The organism is Aeromonas sp. 3P (assembly GCF_051919745.1).
Taxonomy (GTDB): Bacteria; Pseudomonadota; Gammaproteobacteria; order Enterobacterales; family Aeromonadaceae; genus Aeromonas; species Aeromonas veronii.
Window position 1 is genome coordinate 137,733 of record NZ_JBQBED010000001.1, and the last position, 22,061, is coordinate 159,793.

Genomic DNA, 22,061 nt, shown 5'->3' on the forward strand with positions numbered 1-22,061 from the left:
CGTTCGGATGAAATAAAGGTGAGCAAACGCAAAATTATTGCCATCGGATAGTTGAAGTCGGGCACCTCTCTCCCCATATAAAGGGCAGTTTTGCACGAATTGTGCTTGCACGCCGCTCAATGTGGGGGATGTGTAGCTCGACTCGACCAAAGTGCGCCGCTATAATGCCGCGTCATATTTTCTCATCACAAAGACATATCGTTGTCTTTATAAACAGGAAGACTCCGGGCTTTGCCCAGGGGCAATAAAGGGTCAGCACACAGTGCTGAGTTGAACGAGGTAGAAGAATGCAAGTTTCTGTAGAGACAACCCAGGGTCTGGAACGCCGTCTTACCATCACTGTACCGGCCGCTACCGTAGACGCCGCTGTGCGTAAAGAATTGAATGGCCTGGCCAAAACTCGTCGCATCGACGGTTTCCGTCCTGGCAAGGCTCCGGTTGCCATCATCAAGAAGATGTTCGGCGCCATGGCTCACGCCCGCGTTGCTGATGAAATGATGCAGAGCAACTTCATCAAAGCCATCATCGAAAACAAACTGAGCCCGGCCGGTGCCCCGACCATGGATCCGAAAGAGATCAAAGAAGGTCAGGATTTCGAATTCACCGCCACTTTCGAAGTGTATCCGGAGTTCGAAGTTGCAGGTCTCGAGACCATCAAGGTCGAGAAGCCGGTTGCGACCGTGAAGGATGAAGATCTGGCCAACATGATCGACACCCTGCGCAAGCAGCACGCTACTTGGGCTGATGCCGATGTTGCCGCTGCCAATGGCATGCGTGTGACCATGGACTTCGTCGGTTCCATTGACGGTGAAGAGTTCGACGGCGGCAAAGCTGAAGGCTTCAACCTGGTGCTGGGCGCTGGCCGTATGATCCCGGGCTTCGAAGACGCCATCATGGGCAAGAAAGCAGGCGACGAGTTCACCATCGAAGTGACCTTCCCGGCTGACTACCACGCTGAAAACCTGAAAGGCAAAGAAGCCAAGTTCGCTTCCAAGCTGATCAAGGTTGAAGAGCAGATCCTGCCTGAGCTGACCGAAGAGTTCGTGAAGCGTTTCGGTATCGAAAGCGGTTCTGTTGAAGAGCTGAAAGCCGAAGTGCGCAAGAACATGGAGCGCGAACTGGCTCAAGCCCTGAAAAACAGCGTGAAAGAGCAGGTTCTGAACGGTCTGGTTGAAGCCAACCAAATCGACCTGCCGAAAGCTGCCGTTGCTCAAGAGATCGACGCACTGCGTCAGCAGGCTCTGCAGCGCTTCGGTGGCTTCCAGGGCGGCAACGCTCCCGAGCTGCCGGCTGAACTGTTCCAGGCTCAAGCCGAGCGTCGTGTACGCGTAGGTCTGCTGCTGGGCGACGTGATCCGTACCAACGAGATCAAGGCTGACGATGCCCGTGTAAACAGCATCATCGAGTCCATGGCCACTGCCTACGAAGATCCGAAGGAAGTGATCGAGTACTACCAGAAGAACGAACAGATGCTGAACGGCGTTCGTAACCTGGCAGTAGAAGATCAAGCTATCGACCTGATCCTGTCCAAAGCGCAAGTGACCGAAAAAGAAGTTGCCTTTGACGAAGTGATCAACAAGTCTGGCGCCGCTGCCTAAGAACATTTGACTTAAGGTCAAGACTGTTAAGTATAATGGCTCGTGTGATCTCCACTCGGGCCATTTTATTTTAGGGACAATGCCTTATGTACAAGAACTATAACGATATGACCGATTCTCCCAGCAATGCGCTGGTCCCCATCGTGGTCGAACAGACTGCCAAGGGTGAACGTTCCTACGATATTTACTCCCGTCTGCTGAAAGAGCGGGTGATCTTCCTGACTGGTCAGGTTGAAGATCACATGGCCAATCTGGTGGTTGCCCAGCTGCTGTTCCTCGAGTCCGAGAATCCGGACAAGGACATCTATATCTACATCAACTCGCCGGGTGGTTCGGTGACTGCGGGCATGTCCATCTATGACACCATGCAGTTCATCAAGCCGGATGTCAGCACCGTCTGCATGGGGCAGGCCTGCTCCATGGGTGCCTTCCTGCTGGCCGGTGGCGCCAAGGGCAAGCGTTTCTGCCTGCCTAACGCCCGTGTGATGATCCACCAGCCGCTGGGTGGCTTCCAGGGTCAGGCATCTGATATCCAGATCCACGCCCAGGAGATCCTGAAGATCAAAAATACCCTGAACGAGCGCCTGGCCTTCCACACCGGTCAGGACATGGCTACCATCGAGCGTGATACTGATCGTGACAACTTCATGTCCGCCGAGCAGGCCGTGGCCTATGGCCTGGTAGACGGTGTCCTGAGCCAGCGTAGCTGAGCAGGGTGTCCCGGTCTGTTGTAAACTCAACAGGCCGATCCATCCTCTATTGATAAAACGAGGTTGCTGAATGACAGAGAAACGCAAGGGTGAGGGTGATAAGCTGCTCTACTGCTCTTTTTGCGGCAAAAGCCAGCATGAAGTGCGCAAGCTGATCGCTGGCCCTTCCGTCTACATATGTGATGAGTGCGTCGAGCTGTGCAACGACATCATCCGCGAAGAGATCCGCGAGATCTCGCCCAAGCGCGATGGTAACGAGCTGCCGACCCCTCATCAGATCCGCGCTCATCTCGATGACTATGTGATCGGGCAGGAGTACGCCAAGAAGGTGTTGGCCGTTGCCGTCTACAACCACTACAAGCGTCTGCGCAACAGCGGCGAAAACAGTGGTGTGGAGCTCGGCAAATCCAACATCCTGCTGATTGGCCCGACCGGTAGCGGCAAGACCCTGCTGGCCGAGACTCTGGCTCGTCTGCTGGATGTGCCGTTCACCATGGCCGATGCGACCACCCTGACCGAAGCCGGTTATGTGGGCGAGGACGTGGAGAACATCATCCAGAAGCTGCTGCAAAAGTGCGACTACGACGTAGAGAAGGCCCAGCGTGGCATCGTCTACATCGACGAGATCGACAAGATCTCCCGCAAGTCAGACAACCCTTCCATTACCCGTGATGTCTCCGGGGAAGGGGTGCAGCAGGCACTGCTCAAGCTAATCGAAGGGACCATCGCTTCCGTGCCGCCGCAAGGTGGTCGCAAGCATCCGCAGCAGGAGTTCTTGCAGGTTGATACCTCCAAGATCCTCTTCATCTGTGGCGGTGCCTTTGCCGGTCTGAACAAGGTGATCGAGCAGCGTTCCGTGAAGGGAACCGGTATCGGTTTTGGCGCCGAGGTGAAATCCAAGGATGCCAAGGCCACCCTGAGCGAGACCTTCGCCAAGGTAGAGCCGGAAGATCTGATCAAGTATGGTCTGATCCCCGAGTTCATCGGCCGTCTGCCGGTGGTCGCGACCCTGACCGAGCTGGACGAGTCTGCCCTTATCCAGATCCTGAAAGAGCCGAAAAACGCGCTGACCAAACAGTACGCTGCGTTGTTCGATCTGGAAGGGGTTGAGCTGGAGTTCCGTGACGATGCGCTCAACGCCATTGCCCGCAAGGCGATGGAGCGTAAAACCGGTGCTCGTGGTCTGCGTTCCATCGTGGAAGCCGTGCTGCTGGATACCATGTATGACCTGCCTTCTCTGGAAGGGGTCAGCAAGGTGGTGATCGACGAGACCGTGATCAAAGGGGACTCTGCGCCCTTGATGATTTACGAAAATCCCGAAACCCAGGCTGCTGCATCAGAGTAAATGTCTGATTTTTAATCGAATGGAAGGGGCTTTTTGCCCCTTTCATGCTTTTTACGGTTTCGGCGATTGAATCTCATCTCAGCGCCCCCATATACTCAGCCAAGCGCTTTGCCAACGGTATAACAAGCCGAGAGGACATATATGAACCTAGAGCGTTCAGAACGCATCGAGATTCCCGTCCTGCCTCTTCGTGACGTGGTGGTTTATCCCCACATGGTCATTCCACTCTTTGTGGGGCGGGAAAAATCCATTCGCTGTCTGGAAGCGGCCATGGAGCAGGACAAGAAAGTTCTGCTGGTGGCCCAGAAGGATGCGTCAACCGATGAGCCAACGGTGGAGGAGATCTTCACCGTCGGGACAGTGGCCAATATTCTGCAGATGCTCAAGCTGCCGGACGGCACCGTCAAGGTGCTGGTAGAGGGGGGGCAGCGTGCCCGCCTGGAGCGGATGATCGACGACAAGGATTTCTTTGTCTGCGAGGCCCAGTACATCCCCTCCCAAGCCATTGAGGAGAAGGATCAGGAAGTGCTGGTTCGCTCCGCCATCGGCCAGTTTGAAGGCTATATCAAGCTCAACAAGAAGATCCCGCCCGAGGTACTGACCTCGATCTCGGCGATAGACGATGCTGCGCGTCTTGCTGACACCATGGCGGCCCACATGCCGCTCAAGCTGGAAGACAAGCAGAAGGTGCTGGAGATCGTCTCGGTTTCCGAGCGCATCGAATTCCTGATGGCGATGATGGAGTCGGAAATTGACCTGCTGCAGGTCGAGAAGCGCATCCGTACTCGCGTCAAGAAGCAGATGGAAAAGAGTCAGCGCGAGTATTACCTCAACGAGCAGATGAAGGCCATCCAGAAAGAGCTGGGTGAGCTGGAAGATAGCCCGGATGAGTTTGAAGCCCTCAATCGCAAGATTGAAGAGGCTGGCATGCCGGAAGATGCCCGTGAAAAGGCCCAGGCCGAGCTTGCCAAGCTGAAGATGATGTCTCCCATGTCCGCCGAGGCTACCGTGGTTCGCAGCTATGTGGACTGGATGGTACAGGTGCCGTGGAAGGCGCGCTCCAAGGTCAAGAAAGACCTTGGCAAGGCGCAAGAGGTGCTGGACGCCGATCACTATGGCCTCGAGAAGGTCAAGGATCGCATCCTCGAATATCTTGCGGTACAGGCACGGGTGAACAAGCTCAAGGGCCCCATCCTCTGTCTGGTTGGGCCTCCCGGTGTGGGCAAGACCTCGCTGGGTCAATCCATCGCCAAGGCGACCGGCCGCAAATATGTGCGGATGGCCCTCGGTGGGGTGCGTGACGAAGCGGAGATCCGCGGTCACCGCCGTACCTATATCGGTTCCATGCCTGGCAAACTCATCCAGAAGATGGCGAAAGTCGGTGTGAAGAACCCGCTGTTCCTGCTCGACGAGATCGACAAGATGAGCTCGGACATGCGTGGCGATCCCGCATCCGCCTTGCTGGAAGTGCTGGATCCGGAACAGAACAACAGCTTCAACGATCACTATCTGGAAGTGGATTATGACTTGTCGGACGTGATGTTCGTGGCTACCTCCAACTCCATGAACATCCCGGGGCCCTTGCTGGACCGGATGGAAGTGATCCGCCTCTCCGGTTACACCGAAGATGAGAAGCTCAACATTGCCAAGCAGCATCTGGTTGCCAAGCAGATCCAGCGCAACGGCCTGAAAGAGTCCGAGATCACCATCGAAGATTCTGCCCTGGTCGGAGTGATCCGCTACTACACCCGCGAGGCGGGTGTGCGGAGTCTGGAGCGCGAGATCTCCAAGATTTGTCGCAAGGCGGTCAAGCGCATCCTGCTGGACAAGAGCATCAAGCATGTTCAGGTCAATCAGGAGAACCTCAAGGAGTTCCTCGGGGTGCAGCGTTTCGATTACGGCAAGGCGACCGACCAGAATCAAGTGGGTCAGGTGTGTGGTCTGGCGTGGACCGAAGTGGGGGGCGATCTGCTCACCATCGAGACCACCAACATGCCGGGCAAGGGCAAGCTCACTTATACCGGTTCTCTCGGTGACGTGATGCAGGAGTCGATCCAGGCGGCCATGACGGTCGTACGGGCCCGTGCCGAGAAGCTGCGCATCAACGCCGACTTCTACGAGAAGCGCGATATCCACGTGCACGTACCGGAAGGGGCTACCCCGAAAGATGGTCCGAGCGCCGGTATCGCCATGTGTACCGCCTTGGTCTCCAGCTTGACCGGTAATCCGGTTCGTGCTGATGTGGCGATGACAGGGGAGATCACCTTGCGCGGCGAAGTGCTGCCCATCGGTGGTCTCAAGGAGAAGTTGCTGGCAGCCCACCGTGGCGGCATCAAGCGAGTGCTTATTCCGAAAGAGAACGAGCGTGACCTTGAGGAGATCCCGGCAAACGTCAAACAAGACCTTGAAATTTACCCGGTTCGCTGGATTGACGAGGTGCTGGAACTGGCGTTGCAGGACAATCCACAGGGGTTTGAGCGCGTTTCTGTCGTGTAAATGTTGATGCGCCGCAAATTTGGCGCATTCGGCGGGTGGTTAAGGCTTGCATGCGCCCGATAACGGAAGTAGCCTTGACCACCGTTCGGGTACTCGTGATGAGTCGCAATGCGTTGTGTGGCGCGGGTTTGCGCCAGATTGTCACTTGCAACTGATCAGGAGGCTTGCTATAAAACCTCCACTTGTTGTGGCCAGGGAAATCAGCGCCGCAGCGGTGTTTGATAAAAGGGGAATATAAGAGTGAATAAATCTCAACTGATTGACAAGATTGCAGACGGTGCCGATATCTCCAAAGCTGCCGCTGGCCGTGCGTTGGATGCCTTCATTGATGCTGTTGGTGAAGCGCTGAAAGAGGGTGACCAGGTTGCTCTGGTTGGTTTCGGTACTTTCGCTGTACGCGAGCGTGCTGCCCGTTCAGGCCGTAACCCGCAGACTGGCGCGACCATCGAAATCGCTGCTGGTAAAGTTCCTGCCTTCAAAGCCGGTAAGGCCCTGAAAGACGCTGTTAACTAAGTCGGTCGCTGATATCCGTCGGCTACCGTCCTTGGTCGCAGACCAGACAAGTTAGAGAGTCTTCTCTCATACTGATTGACCAAGGCGCATCGCAATCGGTGCGCCTTTTTATTGTTTACGCCCATCGAGTTCGGGAGCATAAGTACAAACATGATGTTGGATAAACTACGCGAAGGGGCGCAGGGCAAGGTAGCCAAGGTTATCTTGGGCCTGATCATCCTCTCCTTTGCCTTGGCTGGTGTAGGTAGTTACCTGAACGGCCCCGCCCGTACCGCCCCCGCCACCGTCAATGGCACCGAGATCAGTGCTGCGGCACTGGAAAATGCCTACCGTAACGAGCGCGCCCGCATGGAATCCCAGATGGGAGAGGCATTCAGCCAGCTGGCCGCGAACCCCGATTACATGAAACAGTTCCGTCGCGGTGTGCTGGATCGGCTGATCGATCAGGCTCTGCTGGACAGCAAGGCCCGTGAACTGGGTCTGCGCATCAGCGATGAACAGATCAAGCAAGCCATCGTGGTCATGCCGGAGTTTGCCGAGAACGGCAAGTTCAACAATGATCGCTATCTGCAGCTGATCCGCCGTGCCGGCATGACTCCCGAAATGTTCCGTGACTCCCTGCGTCAGGACATGGTGCGTCAACAGTTGATGAGCGCTCTGCTGGGCACCGAATTCTCCCTCAAGGGCGAAGCGGAGCAGCTCGACAAGCTCTACAACCAGACTCGCGATCTGCGTCTGGTGCGTCTGGCTGCCGCCAACTACATGGCTGATGTTCAGGTCTCCGACAACGAGCTCGAGCAGTACTACAAGACCAATGGCGCCCGTTTCATGAACGATGAGCAGGTCAAGGTCGACTATCTGCTGCTGGACGCTGCCAACCTCGCCAAGGATATCAAGGTCACCGAGCAGGATGCCCAGGATTACTACGACCAGCATCAGGACTTGTTCCAGCGTGCCGAGCGTCGCCACGTGGCTCACATCCTTATCCCGTTTGGCAAGGATGAGAAAGCGGCCGAGCAGAAAGCAGAAGCCGTGCTGGCCAAAGCCAAGGCGGGCGATGATTTCGCTGCGCTGGCCAAGGCTGACTCTTCCGATACCTTCTCTGCCAAAAAAGGCGGCGAGCTGGACTGGTTTGAGAAAGGGGTGATGGATCCGGCCTTCGAGAAAGCCGCGTTCGCCTTGGACAAGGCTGGCGATCTCTCCGGCGTGGTGAAGAGCCCGTTCGGTTTCCACATCATCAAGCTGCTGGGGGTTGAAGCAGCCCAGACCAAGCCGTTTGCCGATGTGAAAGAAGAGACCATCACTCGTCTGCAAGCTGACAAGGCCAAGGAGAAATTCTTCGCCGAGCAGCAGAAGATGGCTGACAACAGCTTCGAAAACCCGGACTCGCTGGATCTGACCGCTGATGCCATGGGGATGAAGGTTCAATCTTCCGATTTCTTCACCCAGGCGACTGCTCCGGCTCCGCTGAACGATCCCAAGGTGCTCTCTGTTGCGTTCTCCGAACAGCTGCGCGATGACAACACCAACTCCGACGTGATCGAGCTGGCTGACGGCAAGGCGCTGGTGCTGCACATCACGGGTCACAAGCCCAAAGCGGTCAAGCCGCTGGCCGAGGTGAAAGAGCAGGTGATTGCCGCCATCAAGCATGACAAGGCTAGCGAAGTGGCCCGTGGCAAGGCCCAGGGCCTGCTGGACAAGCTGAAAGTCGGTGAGAGCATCACCGCCGATCTGACTGCACTTGGTCTGAAAGTGGAGACCCACAAAGGGGTTGCCCGCTTCGATCGCGAGCTGGATCAGAATCTGATTGCCCAGGCGTTCACGCTGCCCCATCCGATCGACGGCAAGCCGAGCGTGGCTCTGGTTGCCGAGACCAATGGTGACCGCGTTGTGGTTGCGCTGGACAAGGTCAACGTCCCTGCCGCCGCATCCGGTATGGCTGCCATGCTGCAAGCTCAGCTGGGTCAGGGCAAAGCCCAGGTGGATTACAAGTCTCTGATCGACGAGCTGCGTAAAGCGGCCAAGATCGAGTACTTCACCAGTGTGGAAGCGACCGTCGAGTAATAGGCACTGCACAACCCATTGAAAACGGCTCCTTGATGGAGCCGTTTTTTTTTATCTGTGGGCAAGAGGAGGAGACTCAAGTTCTGTGCTCTGTTCTGTGGCGTGTAGTCACACCGCGGTTATACGCCATCTCAGTCGTCTAAAAACGGGATATAAAAAAACCGGCACGTGAGTGCCGGTTTTTCATTGCGAACTTACGCAGGAGCGGGGTTATACCACGCCCTGGGTGCGCAGGTAATCCTCGTACGTGCCGCCGAAGTCGCGGATGCCATCTTCGGTCAGTTCCAGGATACGGGTCGCCAGGGAGGAGACGAACTCGCGGTCGTGGGAGACGAAGATCAGGGTCCCCTGGTAGAGCTCCAGTGCCATGTTCAAGGATTCGATGGATTCCATGTCCAGGTGGTTGGTCGGCTCATCCATGATCAGGATATTGGGGCGCTGCATCATCAGCTTGCCGAACAGCATGCGACCCTGTTCACCACCGGAGAGCACCTTGACCGGCTTCTTGATGTCGTCCTGAGAGAAGAGCAGACGGCCCAGTATGGAGCGTACAGCCTGCTCGTCTTCGTTCTCCTGTTTCCACTGGGCCATCCAGTCGAACACGTTGAGATCAGTGTCGAAGTCTTCGGCGTGATCCTGAGCGTAGTAACCGATCTGGGCGTTCTCGGACCACTTGATGGTGCCGGTATCCGGAGCCAGTGCACCGACAAGGGTCTTGATCAGGGTAGACTTACCGATACCGTTGGTACCCAGAATGGCGACCTTTTCGCCCACTTCCATCATCATGTTGAGGCCCTTGAACAGGGGACCGTCGCCATACCCCTTGGATACACCTTCCACTTCCAGGATGTTGCGATAGAGCTTTTTGTCCTGCTCGAAGCGGATGAAGGGGTTCTGGCGGCTGGAGACCTTGACGTCCTCAATCTTGATCTTGTCGATCTGCTTGAGGCGGGAGGTCGCCTGGCTGGACTTGGATGCGTTGGCACTGAAACGGGAGACGAAGGATTGCAGATCGGCGATCTGGGCCTTCTTCTTGGCGTTGTCGGCCAGCAGACGCTCGCGCGCCTGAGTGGCGGCCAGCATGTAGTCATCGTAGTTGCCCGGGTAGACGCGCAGCTCGCCGTAGTCCAGATCCGCCATATGGGTACAGACGGAGTTCAGGAAGTGACGGTCGTGAGAGATGATGATCATGGTGCTTTCACGTTCGTTGAGCACCTGCTCCAGCCAGCGAATGGTGTTGATATCCAGGTTGTTGGTCGGTTCGTCCAGCAACAGGATGTCGGGGTTGGAGAACAGCGCCTGTGCCAGCAGCACCCGCAGTTTCCAGCCCGGGGCCACTTCGCTCATCGGGCCGTTGTGCTGCTCGATGGGAATACCGGCACCCAGCAGCAGTTCACCTGCGCGGGACTCGGCGGTATAGCCGTCATACTCGGCGACCAGACCTTCCAGCTCGGCGGCCTTCATGTAGTCGTCGTCGGTCGCTTCGAGGTTGGCGTAGATGGCATCGCGCTCGGCGATGGCAGCCCACAGCTCGGTGTGACCCATCATGACCACGTCCAGTACGCGCATATCTTCGTAGGCGAACTGATCCTGACGCAGCTTACCGATGCGCTCGTTGACGTCCAGGCTCACATTACCGCCAGTGGGCTCCAGATCACCGCCGAGGATCTTCATAAAGGTGGACTTGCCACAGCCGTTGGCGCCGATAAGGCCATAGCGGTTGCCGCCGCCAAACTTGACGTTGATGTTCTCAAACAGTGGCTTGGCGCCGAACTGCATGGTGATGTTGTTGCTACTTAACAAGGTATGTGTCCCGATTGGTCTGTCAAATGGCGCGCATTATGGCACAGATCCCCCGAAAGTTTTAGCTAGAAGTGTGATCTTGATCGGGGCAAGCGGGGCGTGCAGCCGATTGATGGGCAATAAAAAAAGCCGGCATGAAGCCGGCTTGGAAGTATGAACTTGATCTGTTAGTGGGAGGTGGCACCAGAGGCACCCAGCCCAGTCTGGGAGCGAACGAACTGCGGCAGGAACTTGGCGTGTTCGTCGGCGGCGTTCTGGGAGCTGTCAGTGATGGAGAAGAACCAGATCCCGACGAAGGCCAACCCCATGGAGAAGAGGGCAGGGTATTCGTAGGGGAAGATGGCCTGGGCATGGCCCAGCACTTTCACCCACACGGTCGGGCCCAGAATCATCAGGGTTACGGCGCTCACCAGTCCCAGCCAGCCGCCGTAGACGGCGCCACGGGTGGTCAGGCGTGACCAGAACATGGAGAGGAACAGCACCGGGAAGTTGCAGCTGGCGGCGATGGAGAAGGCCAGACCGACCATGAAGGCGATGTTCTGCTTCTCGAACAGGATCCCCAGACCAATGGCAACCACACCCAGCACCAGAGTCGTCATCTTGGAGACACGCAGTTCATCGGTCTCGTTGGCCTTGCCCTTCTTCAACACGCTGGCATAGAGGTCATGGGAGACCGCAGAGGCTCCCGCCAGGGTCAATCCGGCAACTACCGCCAGAATGGTGGCAAATGCCACGGCGGAGATGAAGCCGAGGAACAGGCTGCCACCGACCGCATTGGCCAGATGGACTGCCGCCATGTTGGTGCCGCCCAGCAGGGCGCCGGTGGCGTCCTTGAAGGCCGGGTTGGTGCTCACCAGCAGGATGGCGCCAAAGCCGATGATGAAGGTGAGAATGTAGAAGTAGCCGATAAAGCCGGTGGCGTAGAACACCGATTTACGCGCCTCTTTGGCATCGCTCACGGTGAAGAAACGCATCAGGATATGGGGCAGACCGGCGGTGCCGAACATCAATGCCAGACCGAGCGAGATGGCGGAGATGGGATCAGCAACCAGGCCACCCGGGCTCATGATGGCGATCCCTTTCTCGTGCACCTTGACCGCTTCGCTAAACAGGGCACCGATATCGAAGTTGACCGATTTCATGACCATGATGGCCATGAAGCTGGCACCGGAGAGCAGCATCACTGCCTTGATGATCTGCACCCAGGTGGTGGCCAGCATGCCGCCAAACAGCACGTAGAGCACCATCAGGATACCGACCAGCACTACTGCCACATGGTATTGCAGGCCAAACAGCAGCTCGATCAGCTTGCCGGCACCGACCATCTGGGCGATCAGGTAGAGGGCGACCACCACCAGCGAACCACAGGCTGAGAGGGTACGCACTTCAGTCTGCTTGAGACGATAGGAGGCGACATCGGCAAAGGTATATTTGCCGAGGTTGCGCAGTCGCTCGGCGATCAGGAACAGAATGATGGGCCAGCCCACCAGAAAACCGATGGAGTAAATCAGACCATCGTAGCCGGAGGTGTAGACCAGCGCGGAGATCCCGAGGAAGGAGGCGGCGGACATATAGTCACCGGCGATGGCCAGACCGTTCTGGAAGCCGGTGATACGGCCACCGGCCGCATAGTAGTCGGAAGCCGAGCGGTTGCGCTTGGAGGCCCAGTAGGTGATGAACAGGGTAGCGGCCACAAACACCAGAAACATCACGATGGCGGCGACATTAAGGGGCTGACGCTCCACGGCGCCAGAGATTGCATCGGCCGCCAGCAGGGGAGAGGAGGCCAGTGAGGTCAACAGCAGCAACTTGCCTTTCATGATTGCACCCCTTTGAGGATCTTCTGGTTCAGTTCATCAAACTCGCCGTTGGCGCGAAAGACATAGACGCCGGTCAACACGAAGGAGGAGAGGATCAATCCTACCCCGACAGGAATGCCGCGAGTAATGGTCGACCCTTCGCTCAGGGGGGTGCCGAGCCAACCGGGGGCAAAGGCGATGAGCAGAATAAACGCCAGGTAGAGTCCCAGCATCAGAGCCGAGAGGGCCCAGGCAAAACGCTGGCGCTTGGCGACCAGCTCCTGGAAGTTGGGATCTTGCTGGATCCTCAGATAGCTTTGCTGTTCCATTGCAGTTCTCCATGACATGAGTGTCAGCGGTGGATGGGGTAACCCCGACGAGCAGGCAACCTGCTCATGTAAGCAAAATGTGAATTAAATGTTACTTCTCGACAATTAGACTTTGGGATAAGTGAGCGGCGAGCCACAGGTCAGGCGCAGATAGATGAGCGCGGCCGTGGTGGCATCGGCAAGGGCATCGTGGGCGGGCAGGGATGGTAGTTCAAGGTGGCTGCAGATGGAACTTAAACGTAGGTCAATGGCCGCATCGGGGTAGCGGCGATAGAGGTGGTCATGATAAAGCTGGCTCACCTCGATCCCTCGCTGGGGCAGAGTCAATCCCCACAATTTCTGGCAGGCGAGATTGAGAATACGCAGGTCGTAGGCGATGTGATAGCCCACCAGTTCACGGGGGCCGATAAACGCCAAAAGTAAGCGCAGCGCGGCTTCCTGCTCCATCCCCTGTTGCAGATCCTGATGGCGCAGACCGTGGATCACCACAGATTGGCTGGTCAGGCTGGCCGGTGGCTGTACCTTGATGGCGAGGGCCTCGCCGGTCAGCAGCCGGTTGCCCTGAATGCGCACCGCCCCGATGGAGACGATCTCGGCCTGCTCGGATCGAGACTGGTGGTCTCGAAATCGAGGGCGATCCGTTCATCTTCCGGTGGGGTGGCAAAGAGCGGCGCGAACTCGCCCGTTCGGAACGCACGGCCATACCAGTAGCGTCGAACGCGGCTCAACATGGCTATTGTCTCAGACGAAAGTGCAAGGTGAGCCACTGCTGGAACTTCTTCACCTGATGCAGCGCCTGACGCAGCAGATCCCGCTCGCTGTGGCTGAGCTCGCTTGTCTGCACCCGACTATTGCCCCCCTTGAGCTGGCTGCGCAGCCTAAGCCGGATAAAGAGCCGGAACGCCTCCGCCAGATTGCTGCCATAGTCGGCACTGAGCCGATCGGCGGCCACCAGCGCATCGATACGCCCCAAGGTTGAAGTCTCCAGAATGCCTGCCTCAAGGGCCAGCATGCGGATGCCGTGCACCAGCGGGAACAGGCCACCCCGTTTCAGATCCAGCCCTTCCGGTGGCTGCTCCAGCCGGCCAAACAGGGTGAGCGGGGCATGGAAGGCCACCGCCGGTCGCACCATCTCCGCCAGCAGATCCCGCCTGTCCGCCAACTGCTCGCGCAGCGCTCTGGCAACCGGCAGATGGAGCTGACGGTCCCCTGCTATGGGGTGAGCATCGGCCAGGGTGGCGAGCCAGAGCAGCTCATCCTCCTTTGCCGTGGTACAGGCGCTAGCAATGGCGCTTTGCCACTCGCTGCCTGTTTTCACCCAGGCCGGATTGTTCACCATCACCTGCCCGGGGCAGAGGGGGTAGCCGAGCCGCTCCAGCAGGGCGCTGAATTCGGCCAGATCGGCTGCCTGGGTGGGCCATGCCAGCCCCTCTGGCAGGATCAGGGCGTTGTCCTGATCGGTTTTGAGGATCTGCTCGCCGCGCCCCTCCGAGCCCAGCATCAACAAGCAGACGTTATCCTGCACCTCGGGGGGATCACCAGCGCAAAGGCTTTGGCGATCAGCTGTTCGTTGATGGTGGCGATGAGCTTCATCAAAAAGGCGGTGTGGATCCCCTGGGCAAACAGGGATCGGGTCAATTGCTGCTGCTCGCGGGCGACCGCCTCCAGCGCCGGCAGGCTGTCGGCGCGGGCGATACGCAACGTCAGCACGTGGGAGTGGGTAGAGAAGAGCCCCAGCACCTGAGTCAGTTGCAGGATCCCCGCCACCTCATTGCCGCGCCACACCACCAGTCGCTTGATGCGATGGCGGGTCATCAGCAGCAGGGCATCAAACAGATAGCTCTCCAGCGGCAGACCAATCAGGGGCGTGGGGGTCAGCACCGAGAGGGGGGCTGTCAGCGGCAATCCCTTGAGGGTCAGGGCATGGAGCAAGGTCTTGCGGGTTGCCAGCGTGAGGGAGCCGTCGTGGGCCGGGTAGAGCAGGCAATCGGTCCCCTTGCTCACCATGGCTTCGGTGGCTGCCAGCAGTGACAGCTTGCTGTCGACGATAAGCGGTGCCTGCAGGTGGCCGGGTTCGATTCGGGTCAGGATAAATTCAGCCAGATTCTTCTGACCCAGTTGTTCGCGCTGCTCCTGCTGGCGCTGGCGCTCGGCCAGATTGGCGGTGAAGTAGCTGGCAAACTGCGGATCCTGCTCACAGAGCGCCAGAAAGGTGTGGCGAGGGATGAGCTGGCAGAGGCTATCTTCCAGCGCGGTGAAGCGGTGGCGGCAGCGGCCGTCAAACTGGGCGCGCACATCGAACAGATCATCGACCCCGTAATCACCAAACTGGTGGTGAGGGGCCGACTCTTCCACCGCCCCCTTGATGATGAGATAGAGGCCGGGAGGCTCGTCCCCCTCCTGGAGCAGCAGATCCCCGGCCCGAAAATAGCAGAGCGAGAGGTGACGGGAGAGCCGCTCGCGCGCCTCCTCATCCAGTCGGTCGAACGGTGGTCTGGCAAAATTGAACAGGGTTGACATGACAGCGTCCTCTGCTGGCTTGCGGCACTCATGCAGCTCCCAGTGTGACAAAGGGAGGGGGAGGCGACCAGCCGACTTTAGTCTCAGCTGTACCGGATGATAACACTCTGATAACGTGGTGGTATGACCAGTGAGTCAGTTTCAGGTATCAAGGAGAGGATAAGGGAGATGGAAAAACCAAGGATCAAGTGCGAGATCCACGACGGGATTGCCGAAGTGATGCTGACGCGGGGGGACAAACTCAATGCGCTGGACCGCGCCATGTTCAGCGCCATCGACGAGACGCTGACGCAGCTCACCCGGCACAAGGGGCTGCGGGCGGTGATCCTGCACGGCGAGGGGCGGGCCTTCTGCGCCGGGCTGGATGTGAAATCCATGCTGAGACAGCCGGTGGCGGCGCTCGATATTCTCAAGCGTGAAGCGGATGAGGCCACCAATCTGGCCCAGCGGGTTGCCTATGGTTGGCACCAGCTGCCGGTGCCGGTGATTGCGGTGACCCAGGGAGTCTGTTTTGGCGGTGGCTTGCAGATTGCGCTCGGGGCCGATTTTCGCTTCAGCACCCCCGATTGCCGCTTCTCGGTGATGGAGATCAAGTGGGGCATCATTCCCGACATGAGTGGCAGTGTCACCATGCGCAACCTGATGGGGCTGGATACTGCCATGGAGCTGGCCATGAGCGGGCGTGAGCTTGATGCCGTCGAGGCGAAATCCCTCGGGATGGTGAGCCGGGTCTGCGCCGATCCGCTGGTGGAGGCGCGGGAGTTTGCCCGCACCCTCATCACCAAATCGCCGGATGCACTAGCGGGGATCAAGCAGCTCTACAGCCAGGCCTGGGCCCGCAGTGACGAGGCGATGCTCAAAGAGGAGACCCGCCTGCAAAAGCAGATCCTGGGGCGACCCAATCAGTGGCGGGCCACCCTTAACAGCCTGTTTCGCTGGCGGCTGCCCTTCGGGCCGCGCCGCAATCCGCTCTGACTGCGAGCTGCACGAGCGATCTACGGTATGCCCGATTACCTGGGCGGCCTGCAGTCGGCTCTGCTTAACCAGGATGCCACCCTGTTTCGGCGCAAATACTTCCTCAACGGCGCCCACATGGGCTTCATCTTCTACGCCACCGACCCGAACATGGACGACGACACCGAAGAGGAGATGAAGGAGATGATTGCGAGCAGCAAGGGGGTGGGGAATTTCCGCTCCATGTTCGTCAACATCCCGGACGGCAAGCCCGATGGCATCAAGCTGATACCAGTGGGCGATATCGCCACCAAAGACGAGTTCGCAGCCATCAAGGGGATCACCGCCCAGGATGTGCTGACATCCCACCGCTTTCCAGCGGCGCTGGCCGGCATCATTCCGACCAATGGCGGGGGAGGGCTTGGGGATCCCGAGAAATACGATGCCACCTATGCCCGCAACGAGGTGCTACCGCTGTGTGAGCTTATCCAGGATGCCATCAACAGTGCGGGACTTCCGTCTCCCTGCGGGTCGATTTTCGGGAGAATATCGGTTCAACTGTATAAACAAACAGTGTTTGCTGTGGCAAGATAGGCTGTTGATTTGGATAGAAAAGGGGGCGTAATGCGGGTTTATTGCAAAGTGTGTGGCCAGCGGGGCCGTATTACCAAGACCAACCGACTGAGCGATGATGTCTCAGATCTCTATTGCCAGTGCACCGATGCTGAGTGTGGCCACAGCTGGGTGGCTACCCTGTCGTTCGCCCACACCCTAAGCCCGTCAGCAAAGACCACCAACCAGCTGGTGCTCAGCTTGATGGGCTCGCTGACGCCCGAGGGACGGCAGTTGGTGTTGAAAGGACTAGGGGCGCAATAGCCCCCCCATTACCTGTCCACTTTGTGAGTCGATTTGTAGTGGTCTAGTCATCCCATCCAGCAGCACAACACCGCAGACCGAGTACCGATTCTACACAGAGAAGTGAATGTTAGTTTTGGTAGGCTGCATAAGCTAGATCCTAAATGGAAGGTCCCCGTAAGCCCATATGAGAGTGCCGGCTACAACTAACAAGAGAGAGATGACATCCTTTTTGCTTTTTGCCGTAATCATATTGTGTATGCGTTTGATGAAATCTCGTGAATCCCAACCTTCTTGGGCCATGGCGCGCATGCTGATGCCTTGTCCAGACTCTGAGCTTGTTTTTGTTGGAATATTGTTGATTTCATTTTCAAACGCTTGTGCCCATGAGTTGGCAATTTTTTGATATTGAAACCAAACGCTTGCGATAGTTATCAAAGCACCTGAGCGCTGGAACCAATACTTGTCGTTAGGGAAGGCAAGGTCTGTATAGAGCGATACAGCAGTGATGAGAAAAATCAAAGTTAACCCGCAGATTGAGCGCCACTCATCACGAATACAATTCAGAAGCATAGTAATTACCTGAATAAAGTTTTTCTTACAAATAGATACGGCGTCAGCAGGTGTTCTGTAAGCAGAATCAATAGGGGGCCTCTTCCTGTGACATCTCAGACTTTCTGGGCGTTGTCAGTTCTGGCTGCGACCTCACGCAGTTTGTCGTATGTATTAAGGTTCACCTTTCGTTTTTACCAGCATATGTTATTGATTAATTTGAAAAATAAATCATGGCATATCAATAGTGGGGGCGTGTGGGTTCGCTGTAAAAAAATGGGCCCATGAGGACCCACTTTTAGTCAGCCTATCAGTTTCAGATCGGCCTTGCGACGTTCTTTCAGCGAGTCGTAGAAGTTTTCATGAGGGCCAATGCTCAGCAGATAGAGCTGCAGCTCTGCTTCTTTCCAAGAGTAGCCTAGTAGTACCAACTGCCCATTGAGCTTAAATTTGTGCACTCGGAGGTATGACAAGTCCCCTTTCTTCTGCTCCCCTATCTCGGGGTCGTCAATGACCCGTTCGATCTCGTCTTCCACTGCTTTTAACTCATCATCAGAAAGTTTTTTGAGTTGTTTGGTAAACTTGCTTGACTCAAAAACCTCAATCTCGTTTTGTTCTTCTGACATAGCGGGTTACTTGCCCTTCTTTGACTTGCTCCGCAGCAAGCATTACGTCTTTGATGAAGCTGAAAGGAAGGTCCGGGTTGTCTTCAACCATGCGGCCGATCTTGGACCAATACTCAATCTGCTTTGGCAAAGAACGATGTGCTGCAGACGCGTGAATCTTCACGTCGGCGATGAAATCATCGTCTAAGCGTACTGTTTGAGCCATTTTTATGTCCTAGATTTAAGTATTTAAGTATTTGAGTATTTGAGTATTTGAGTATTTAAGTATTTAAGTATTTAAGTATTTAAGTATTTAAGTATTTAAGTATTTAAGTATTTAAGTATTTAAGTATTTAAGTATTTAAGTATTTAAGTATTTAAGTATTTAAGTATTTCGATTGACTCGCAGTTAGTATACCTCAAGGTTTTCTCTTTGCAACAAATTGTCGCGTTTTGATGTGCTTTCCTAGGGGGATGAGTAGCTATGCTTGGTTACAACCTGACGGCATTACCTTTGACTATACTGCTTGGCAGCTCTTCAGGTGCAGCATGTCCAACCCTTCCAGTACTCTCCACATCTCGGACTGATAGGGCTCGGGCAGCATCTCGATCCAGCGGTGCGCCCCAGCGTGACCTTGTGCCTGGTAGACCTTGCCGCACAGCTCAACCAGCATCGGCCAGTCCGGATCGTCTTCCGGTACCGCGAACTCATCCGGCTGGTCCAGTTCGGTTGGTGGTTGGCCATATGCTATCCAATCTGGTTCGTTTGGTAACGATCGGCACGACTGTACCTGTCCATTCTCCAGCCACAGTGTGAAACCATCCTCCCTTACGCTGGCACCTGACCGTAATCGGTCGATGGAGAAGGGCGATAACCCCCATTGTTCCCTCATGATCTGGTCTGCGAAGGTATCAGGAGCCGGTAGCGTACAGTTATTGTCAGAGCTCCAAGGTGCCGGGCTGTCGCCCGTCTTAACCCCAACCCCTCTCGCTGCAGCCTCGGCGGCTTTCCTGGCTTCATGGGTACCGGCAGGCACAATTTCCCATCCTTGCAGGCGGGTCTTGATGCCCAGGCGGGCAGAGGTCAGGCCCATCAGGCGCTTGATGTCTTCGCCATAGCTGTTGGCTTGCTCCTCAATGAGGTGGGCCAGCTTGATGGGGTGTTCGGCACGGGTGGCCAGTGCGCCGCCCATGGCATGCAGGTAGCAGCGAAAGATGCCGTTATCTGCGGCAAAGGGTGAGCCTCGCACACGCGAAATCCATAAACGGGGGCGTTCCACCGCTTGAGAGCGGCCCTGGCGCGGCTCCTTGATATTTCATCAGATGATAACTTATGCCCACTTTGCACCGGATTATCTTAATGATGCGGTCCGCTTTAACCCGCTGGAAAATCATCTTAAACCAGCTTGATCTGCCTCGAGAATGGGCCGAAAAAAGTGTCCACATTTTGCCAATTTTGGTGTCTTTTCACGTCCCAAAGTGTCCCCTTGCGCGGCGCTTAACTCCTTGGTTTTAATGTAAGTTTTTGAAATTAAATAAATAAAAATGGCAGCCGAGGCTGCCATTTTTATTGATGTCTTATGTCGTTCTGGTTCAGGAGGTCTTGCGATCCTGATCCGGCTCGAACTGATGGCCTGATTTCTCCAGTTCCAGGTTCTCTTCGGAGCGCTTGCCCACCCAGTAATCGGCGTTCTTGATGCCGAGCTTCTCCGGGTGGAATACGGGGTCAATCCCTTGTGCCTGCTGCGCTTCATAATCCTTCAGACAGGTGAAGGCGGTTTTTTGCAGCAGCAGAATGGCGATGATGTTGAGCCATGCCATCAGGCCAACCCCGATATCACCCATGCCCCACGCCAGATCTGCAGTCTTGACGGTGCCGTAGACGGTGGCAGCCATCAGCGCAATCTTCAGCAAGAAGGTGAGCCAGGGGCGATTTATCTTGCGGTTGATGTAGGCGATGTTGGTTTCGGCGATGTAGTAGTAGGCAACGATGGTGGTGAACGCGAAGAAGAACAGCGCGATGGCCACGAAAATGCTGCCAAAGCCCGGCATCATGCTCTCCATGGCGGTCTGCACATAGCCCGGGCCTGCTGCGATACCGGCAATACCCGTGTAGATGGCGCGCCGTCCGGCCCTTGTACGTTATAGAGGCCGGTGATCAGCAACATAAAGCCGGTGGCGGAGCAGACGAACAGGGTGTCGATATAGACGGAGAACGCCTGCACCAGACCCTGCTTGGCCGGGTGGCTCACTGCCGCAGCAGAGGAGGCGTGCGGTCCGGTACCCTGACCCGCTTCGTTGGAGTAGACCCCGCGTTTTACCCCCCACATGATGGCCAGACCCAGAATGGCACCGAAACCGGCATCCAGACCGAAGGCACTCTTCCAGATCAGCAGGATCACGCCCGGCAGTTGACCGATATTGAGGGCGATGATGACGCAAGCCACGATGATGTAGCCCAGCGCCATAAAGGGCACCACGGTACTGGCGAAGCTGGCGATACGCTTGACGCCGCCGAAGATAATAAAGCCGAGCAGCAGCGCCAAACCGGCGGCGGTGACGTTCGGATCGATATTAAAGGCGGTCTGCAGGCTGGAGCCGATGGAGTTGGCCTGCACGCCCGGCAGCAGTACGCCGCAGGCGAAGACGGTCGCGATGGCGAAGGTCCAGGCGTACCACTTCATGCCAAGCCCTTTCTCGATGTAGAAGGCCGGGCCGCCGCGGTATTCACCGTTGATCTTCTCTTTGTAAACCTGACCCAGAGTGGACTCCACGAAGGCTGAGCTGGCGCCGAGGAAGGCGACCATCCACATCCAGAACAGGGCGCCCGGGCCACCGAAGGTGATGGCGGTGGCCACACCGGCGATGTTACCGGTACCCACACGACCGGCCAGGGTCATGGCCAGCGCCTGGAAGGAGGAGACACCGGCATCGGTGCTCTTGCCATCAAACATCAGGCGCACCATCTCTTTGATATGACGCAGTTGCAAAAAACGGGTGCGCAGGGAGAAGTAAAGACCGACCCCCAGACACAGGTAGATGAGCGCAGGGCTCCAGATTACACCATTGATGGCATTGACGATTTCATTCATGTACAACAACTCCTTTGTTGTGTTTGTGGCGCTGTCTTGGCGAGATCTTGGCCTCGCTCTCTGTCACTGTTTTCGGCCCTGTTTGTTAACAATCCAGTTAACAAATGAGCGCGAGGTTGAGGGGTTAAGCAGAGCGCAAACACGCGCCATGCATGGCTTGTAACATATCGAGTTGTATCGGTGCTTCCCAGCGAAAAATGTTGCCTTGTTGCAAATTTGTGAATTGACAAGGGTGGGGGGATAATGGCAGGCAGCGTTTTCTATGAGTAAAGATGAGATCCTCCTTGTTGATCTGCGCCGGACAATGTGACGGGCGTAACACTATGGAAAGCAAACATAAGGCCAACAATGAAAAATGACCCTGAGACGTTGACGATCCGTCCCCCTGAGGCCGACGACGGGAGCGCAATCGCCCACCTGTTCACCCAATTGGGGTATCCTGCCGAAGGCGCTGACGTGACGGAGCGCCTGTTGGCGCCGGATCCCGCGAGCGTTGTGCTGCTCGCATCCCTGGCCGACAAGGTGGTCGGCGTGCTGGTGTGGCACAAGCTGGCACCCCTGCATGTTGCACCAGCTTGGGGCCTGATCTCGGCGCTGGTTGTCGATGAAGGGGCAAGAGGGGCGGGAGTGGGCGCAGCCTTGCTCAAAGGAGCAGAAGCGATGGCGCGGGCCGCAGGTTGCGCCCAGCTGGAGCTTTCCAGCAGTCTCAAGCGCGAGGCGGCCCACCGTTTCTATCTGGCGCAGGATTATCAGGAGCGGCCGAAACGGTTCGTTAAACTGTTGTGACCTGTTGTTTGCATCAAAAGAAGGAGTAGGCGTGCTGGGA

15 protein-coding genes and 5 pseudogenes are annotated in these 22,061 nt (G+C 56.7%); 10 read left to right on the forward strand and 10 right to left on the reverse strand.

Annotated features, from left to right (window positions below):
* Positions 1-287: 287 nt before the first annotated feature.
* The 6 genes from tig to ppiD all read left to right on the forward strand — a co-directional run bounded on the left by tig (position 288) and on the right by ppiD (position 8,726).
* Positions 288-1,598 (forward strand): trigger factor, encoded by a 1,311-nt coding sequence (tig, locus tag ACTG19_RS00590; protein ID WP_005336981.1) that lies wholly within the window; start codon positions 288-290, stop codon positions 1,596-1,598.
* A gap of 86 nt (positions 1,599-1,684) precedes the next feature.
* Positions 1,685-2,308 carry an ATP-dependent Clp endopeptidase proteolytic subunit ClpP gene (gene clpP, locus ACTG19_RS00595; RefSeq protein ID WP_005336979.1) on the forward strand — a complete coding sequence of 208 codons (624 nt, stop codon included), beginning with the start codon at positions 1,685-1,687 and terminating at the stop codon, positions 2,306-2,308.
* A 70-nt stretch (positions 2,309-2,378) separates the two neighbouring features.
* Positions 2,379-3,653 carry an ATP-dependent protease ATP-binding subunit ClpX gene (clpX, locus tag ACTG19_RS00600; RefSeq protein ID WP_439988570.1) on the forward strand — a complete coding sequence of 425 codons (1,275 nt, stop codon included), beginning with the start codon at positions 2,379-2,381 and terminating at the stop codon, positions 3,651-3,653.
* Between the two features lie 141 nt (positions 3,654-3,794).
* Entirely contained in the window at positions 3,795-6,149 is a 2,355-nt protein-coding gene (gene lon / locus ACTG19_RS00605; protein WP_005336976.1) for an endopeptidase La, read from the forward strand.
* 240 nt (positions 6,150-6,389) lie between these two features.
* Positions 6,390-6,662 (forward strand): nucleoid-associated protein HU-beta, encoded by a 273-nt coding sequence (gene hupB / locus ACTG19_RS00610; protein WP_005315375.1) that lies wholly within the window; start codon positions 6,390-6,392, stop codon positions 6,660-6,662.
* 150 nt (positions 6,663-6,812) lie between these two features.
* Positions 6,813-8,726, forward strand: a complete 1,914-nt coding sequence (gene ppiD / locus ACTG19_RS00615; protein ID WP_162628380.1) for a peptidylprolyl isomerase — start codon at positions 6,813-6,815, stop codon at positions 8,724-8,726.
* 210 nt (positions 8,727-8,936) lie between these two features.
* On the opposite strand, the gene ACTG19_RS00620 is transcribed toward ppiD, so the two are convergent.
* The 5 genes and pseudogenes from ACTG19_RS00620 to ACTG19_RS00640 all read right to left on the reverse strand — a co-directional run bounded on the left by ACTG19_RS00620 (position 8,937) and on the right by ACTG19_RS00640 (position 15,177).
* Positions 8,937-10,529, reverse strand: coding sequence for an ABC-F family ATPase (locus ACTG19_RS00620; protein WP_439988571.1), 1,593 nt, complete (start codon positions 10,527-10,529; stop codon positions 8,937-8,939).
* A 167-nt stretch (positions 10,530-10,696) separates the two neighbouring features.
* Positions 10,697-12,349, reverse strand: coding sequence for a cation acetate symporter (locus tag ACTG19_RS00625; RefSeq protein ID WP_335848737.1), 1,653 nt, complete (start codon positions 12,347-12,349; stop codon positions 10,697-10,699).
* Positions 12,346-12,657, reverse strand: a complete 312-nt coding sequence (locus ACTG19_RS00630) for a DUF485 domain-containing protein (protein ID WP_040068110.1) — start codon at positions 12,655-12,657, stop codon at positions 12,346-12,348. The genes ACTG19_RS00625 and ACTG19_RS00630 overlap by 4 nt, the downstream gene beginning before the upstream one ends.
* 105 nt (positions 12,658-12,762) lie before the next feature.
* Positions 12,763-13,388 (reverse strand): annotated as a pseudogene (locus ACTG19_RS00635) (3'-5' exonuclease).
* A gap of 2 nt (positions 13,389-13,390) precedes the next feature.
* Positions 13,391-15,177: pseudogene (locus tag ACTG19_RS00640) on the reverse strand (putative nucleotidyltransferase substrate binding domain-containing protein).
* A gap of 168 nt (positions 15,178-15,345) precedes the next feature.
* Between ACTG19_RS00640 and ACTG19_RS00645 the strand changes: the two are divergent.
* The 3 genes and pseudogenes from ACTG19_RS00645 to ACTG19_RS00655 all read left to right on the forward strand — a co-directional run bounded on the left by ACTG19_RS00645 (position 15,346) and on the right by ACTG19_RS00655 (position 17,007).
* Positions 15,346-16,152: a crotonase/enoyl-CoA hydratase family protein gene (locus tag ACTG19_RS00645; protein ID WP_113739396.1), complete on the forward strand. Its 807-nt coding sequence runs from the start codon at positions 15,346-15,348 to the stop codon at positions 16,150-16,152.
* A gap of 18 nt (positions 16,153-16,170) precedes the next feature.
* Positions 16,171-16,697 (forward strand): annotated as a pseudogene (locus ACTG19_RS00650) (phage portal protein); the annotation flags it as partial.
* A gap of 58 nt (positions 16,698-16,755) precedes the next feature.
* Positions 16,756-17,007, forward strand: a complete 252-nt coding sequence (locus tag ACTG19_RS00655; RefSeq protein WP_042067783.1) for an ogr/Delta-like zinc finger family protein — start codon at positions 16,756-16,758, stop codon at positions 17,005-17,007.
* 132 nt (positions 17,008-17,139) lie between these two features.
* Here ACTG19_RS00655 and ACTG19_RS00660 read toward each other — a convergent pair whose 3' ends face one another.
* The 5 genes and pseudogenes from ACTG19_RS00660 to ACTG19_RS00680 all read right to left on the reverse strand — a co-directional run bounded on the left by ACTG19_RS00660 (position 17,140) and on the right by ACTG19_RS00680 (position 21,235).
* Complete coding sequence (locus tag ACTG19_RS00660; protein ID WP_113739398.1) at positions 17,140-17,559, reverse strand: hypothetical protein; 420 nt, start codon at positions 17,557-17,559, stop codon at positions 17,140-17,142.
* A 281-nt stretch (positions 17,560-17,840) separates the two neighbouring features.
* The gene (locus ACTG19_RS00665; RefSeq protein WP_113739399.1) at positions 17,841-18,164 is read right to left on the reverse strand and encodes a type II toxin-antitoxin system RelE/ParE family toxin; all 324 of its coding nucleotides are present in this window, start codon (positions 18,162-18,164) and stop codon (positions 17,841-17,843) included.
* Complete coding sequence (locus tag ACTG19_RS00670; protein WP_005308760.1) at positions 18,139-18,369, reverse strand: TA system antitoxin ParD family protein; 231 nt, start codon at positions 18,367-18,369, stop codon at positions 18,139-18,141. Before ACTG19_RS00670 ends, ACTG19_RS00665 begins: the two co-directional genes overlap by 26 nt.
* A 292-nt stretch (positions 18,370-18,661) precedes the next feature.
* Positions 18,662-19,378 (reverse strand): annotated as a pseudogene (locus ACTG19_RS00675) (replication endonuclease); the annotation flags it as partial.
* Positions 19,379-19,736: 358 nt separating this feature from the next.
* A pseudogene (locus ACTG19_RS00680) lies at positions 19,737-21,235 on the reverse strand (alanine/glycine:cation symporter family protein).
* 348 nt (positions 21,236-21,583) lie between these two features.
* On the opposite strand from ACTG19_RS00680, the gene ACTG19_RS00685 reads away from it, so the two are divergent.
* On the forward strand, positions 21,584-22,021 hold the full coding sequence (locus tag ACTG19_RS00685; protein ID WP_113739400.1) for a GNAT family N-acetyltransferase: 438 nt from the start codon (positions 21,584-21,586) through the stop codon (positions 22,019-22,021).
* Positions 22,022-22,061: the final 40 nt, after the last annotated feature.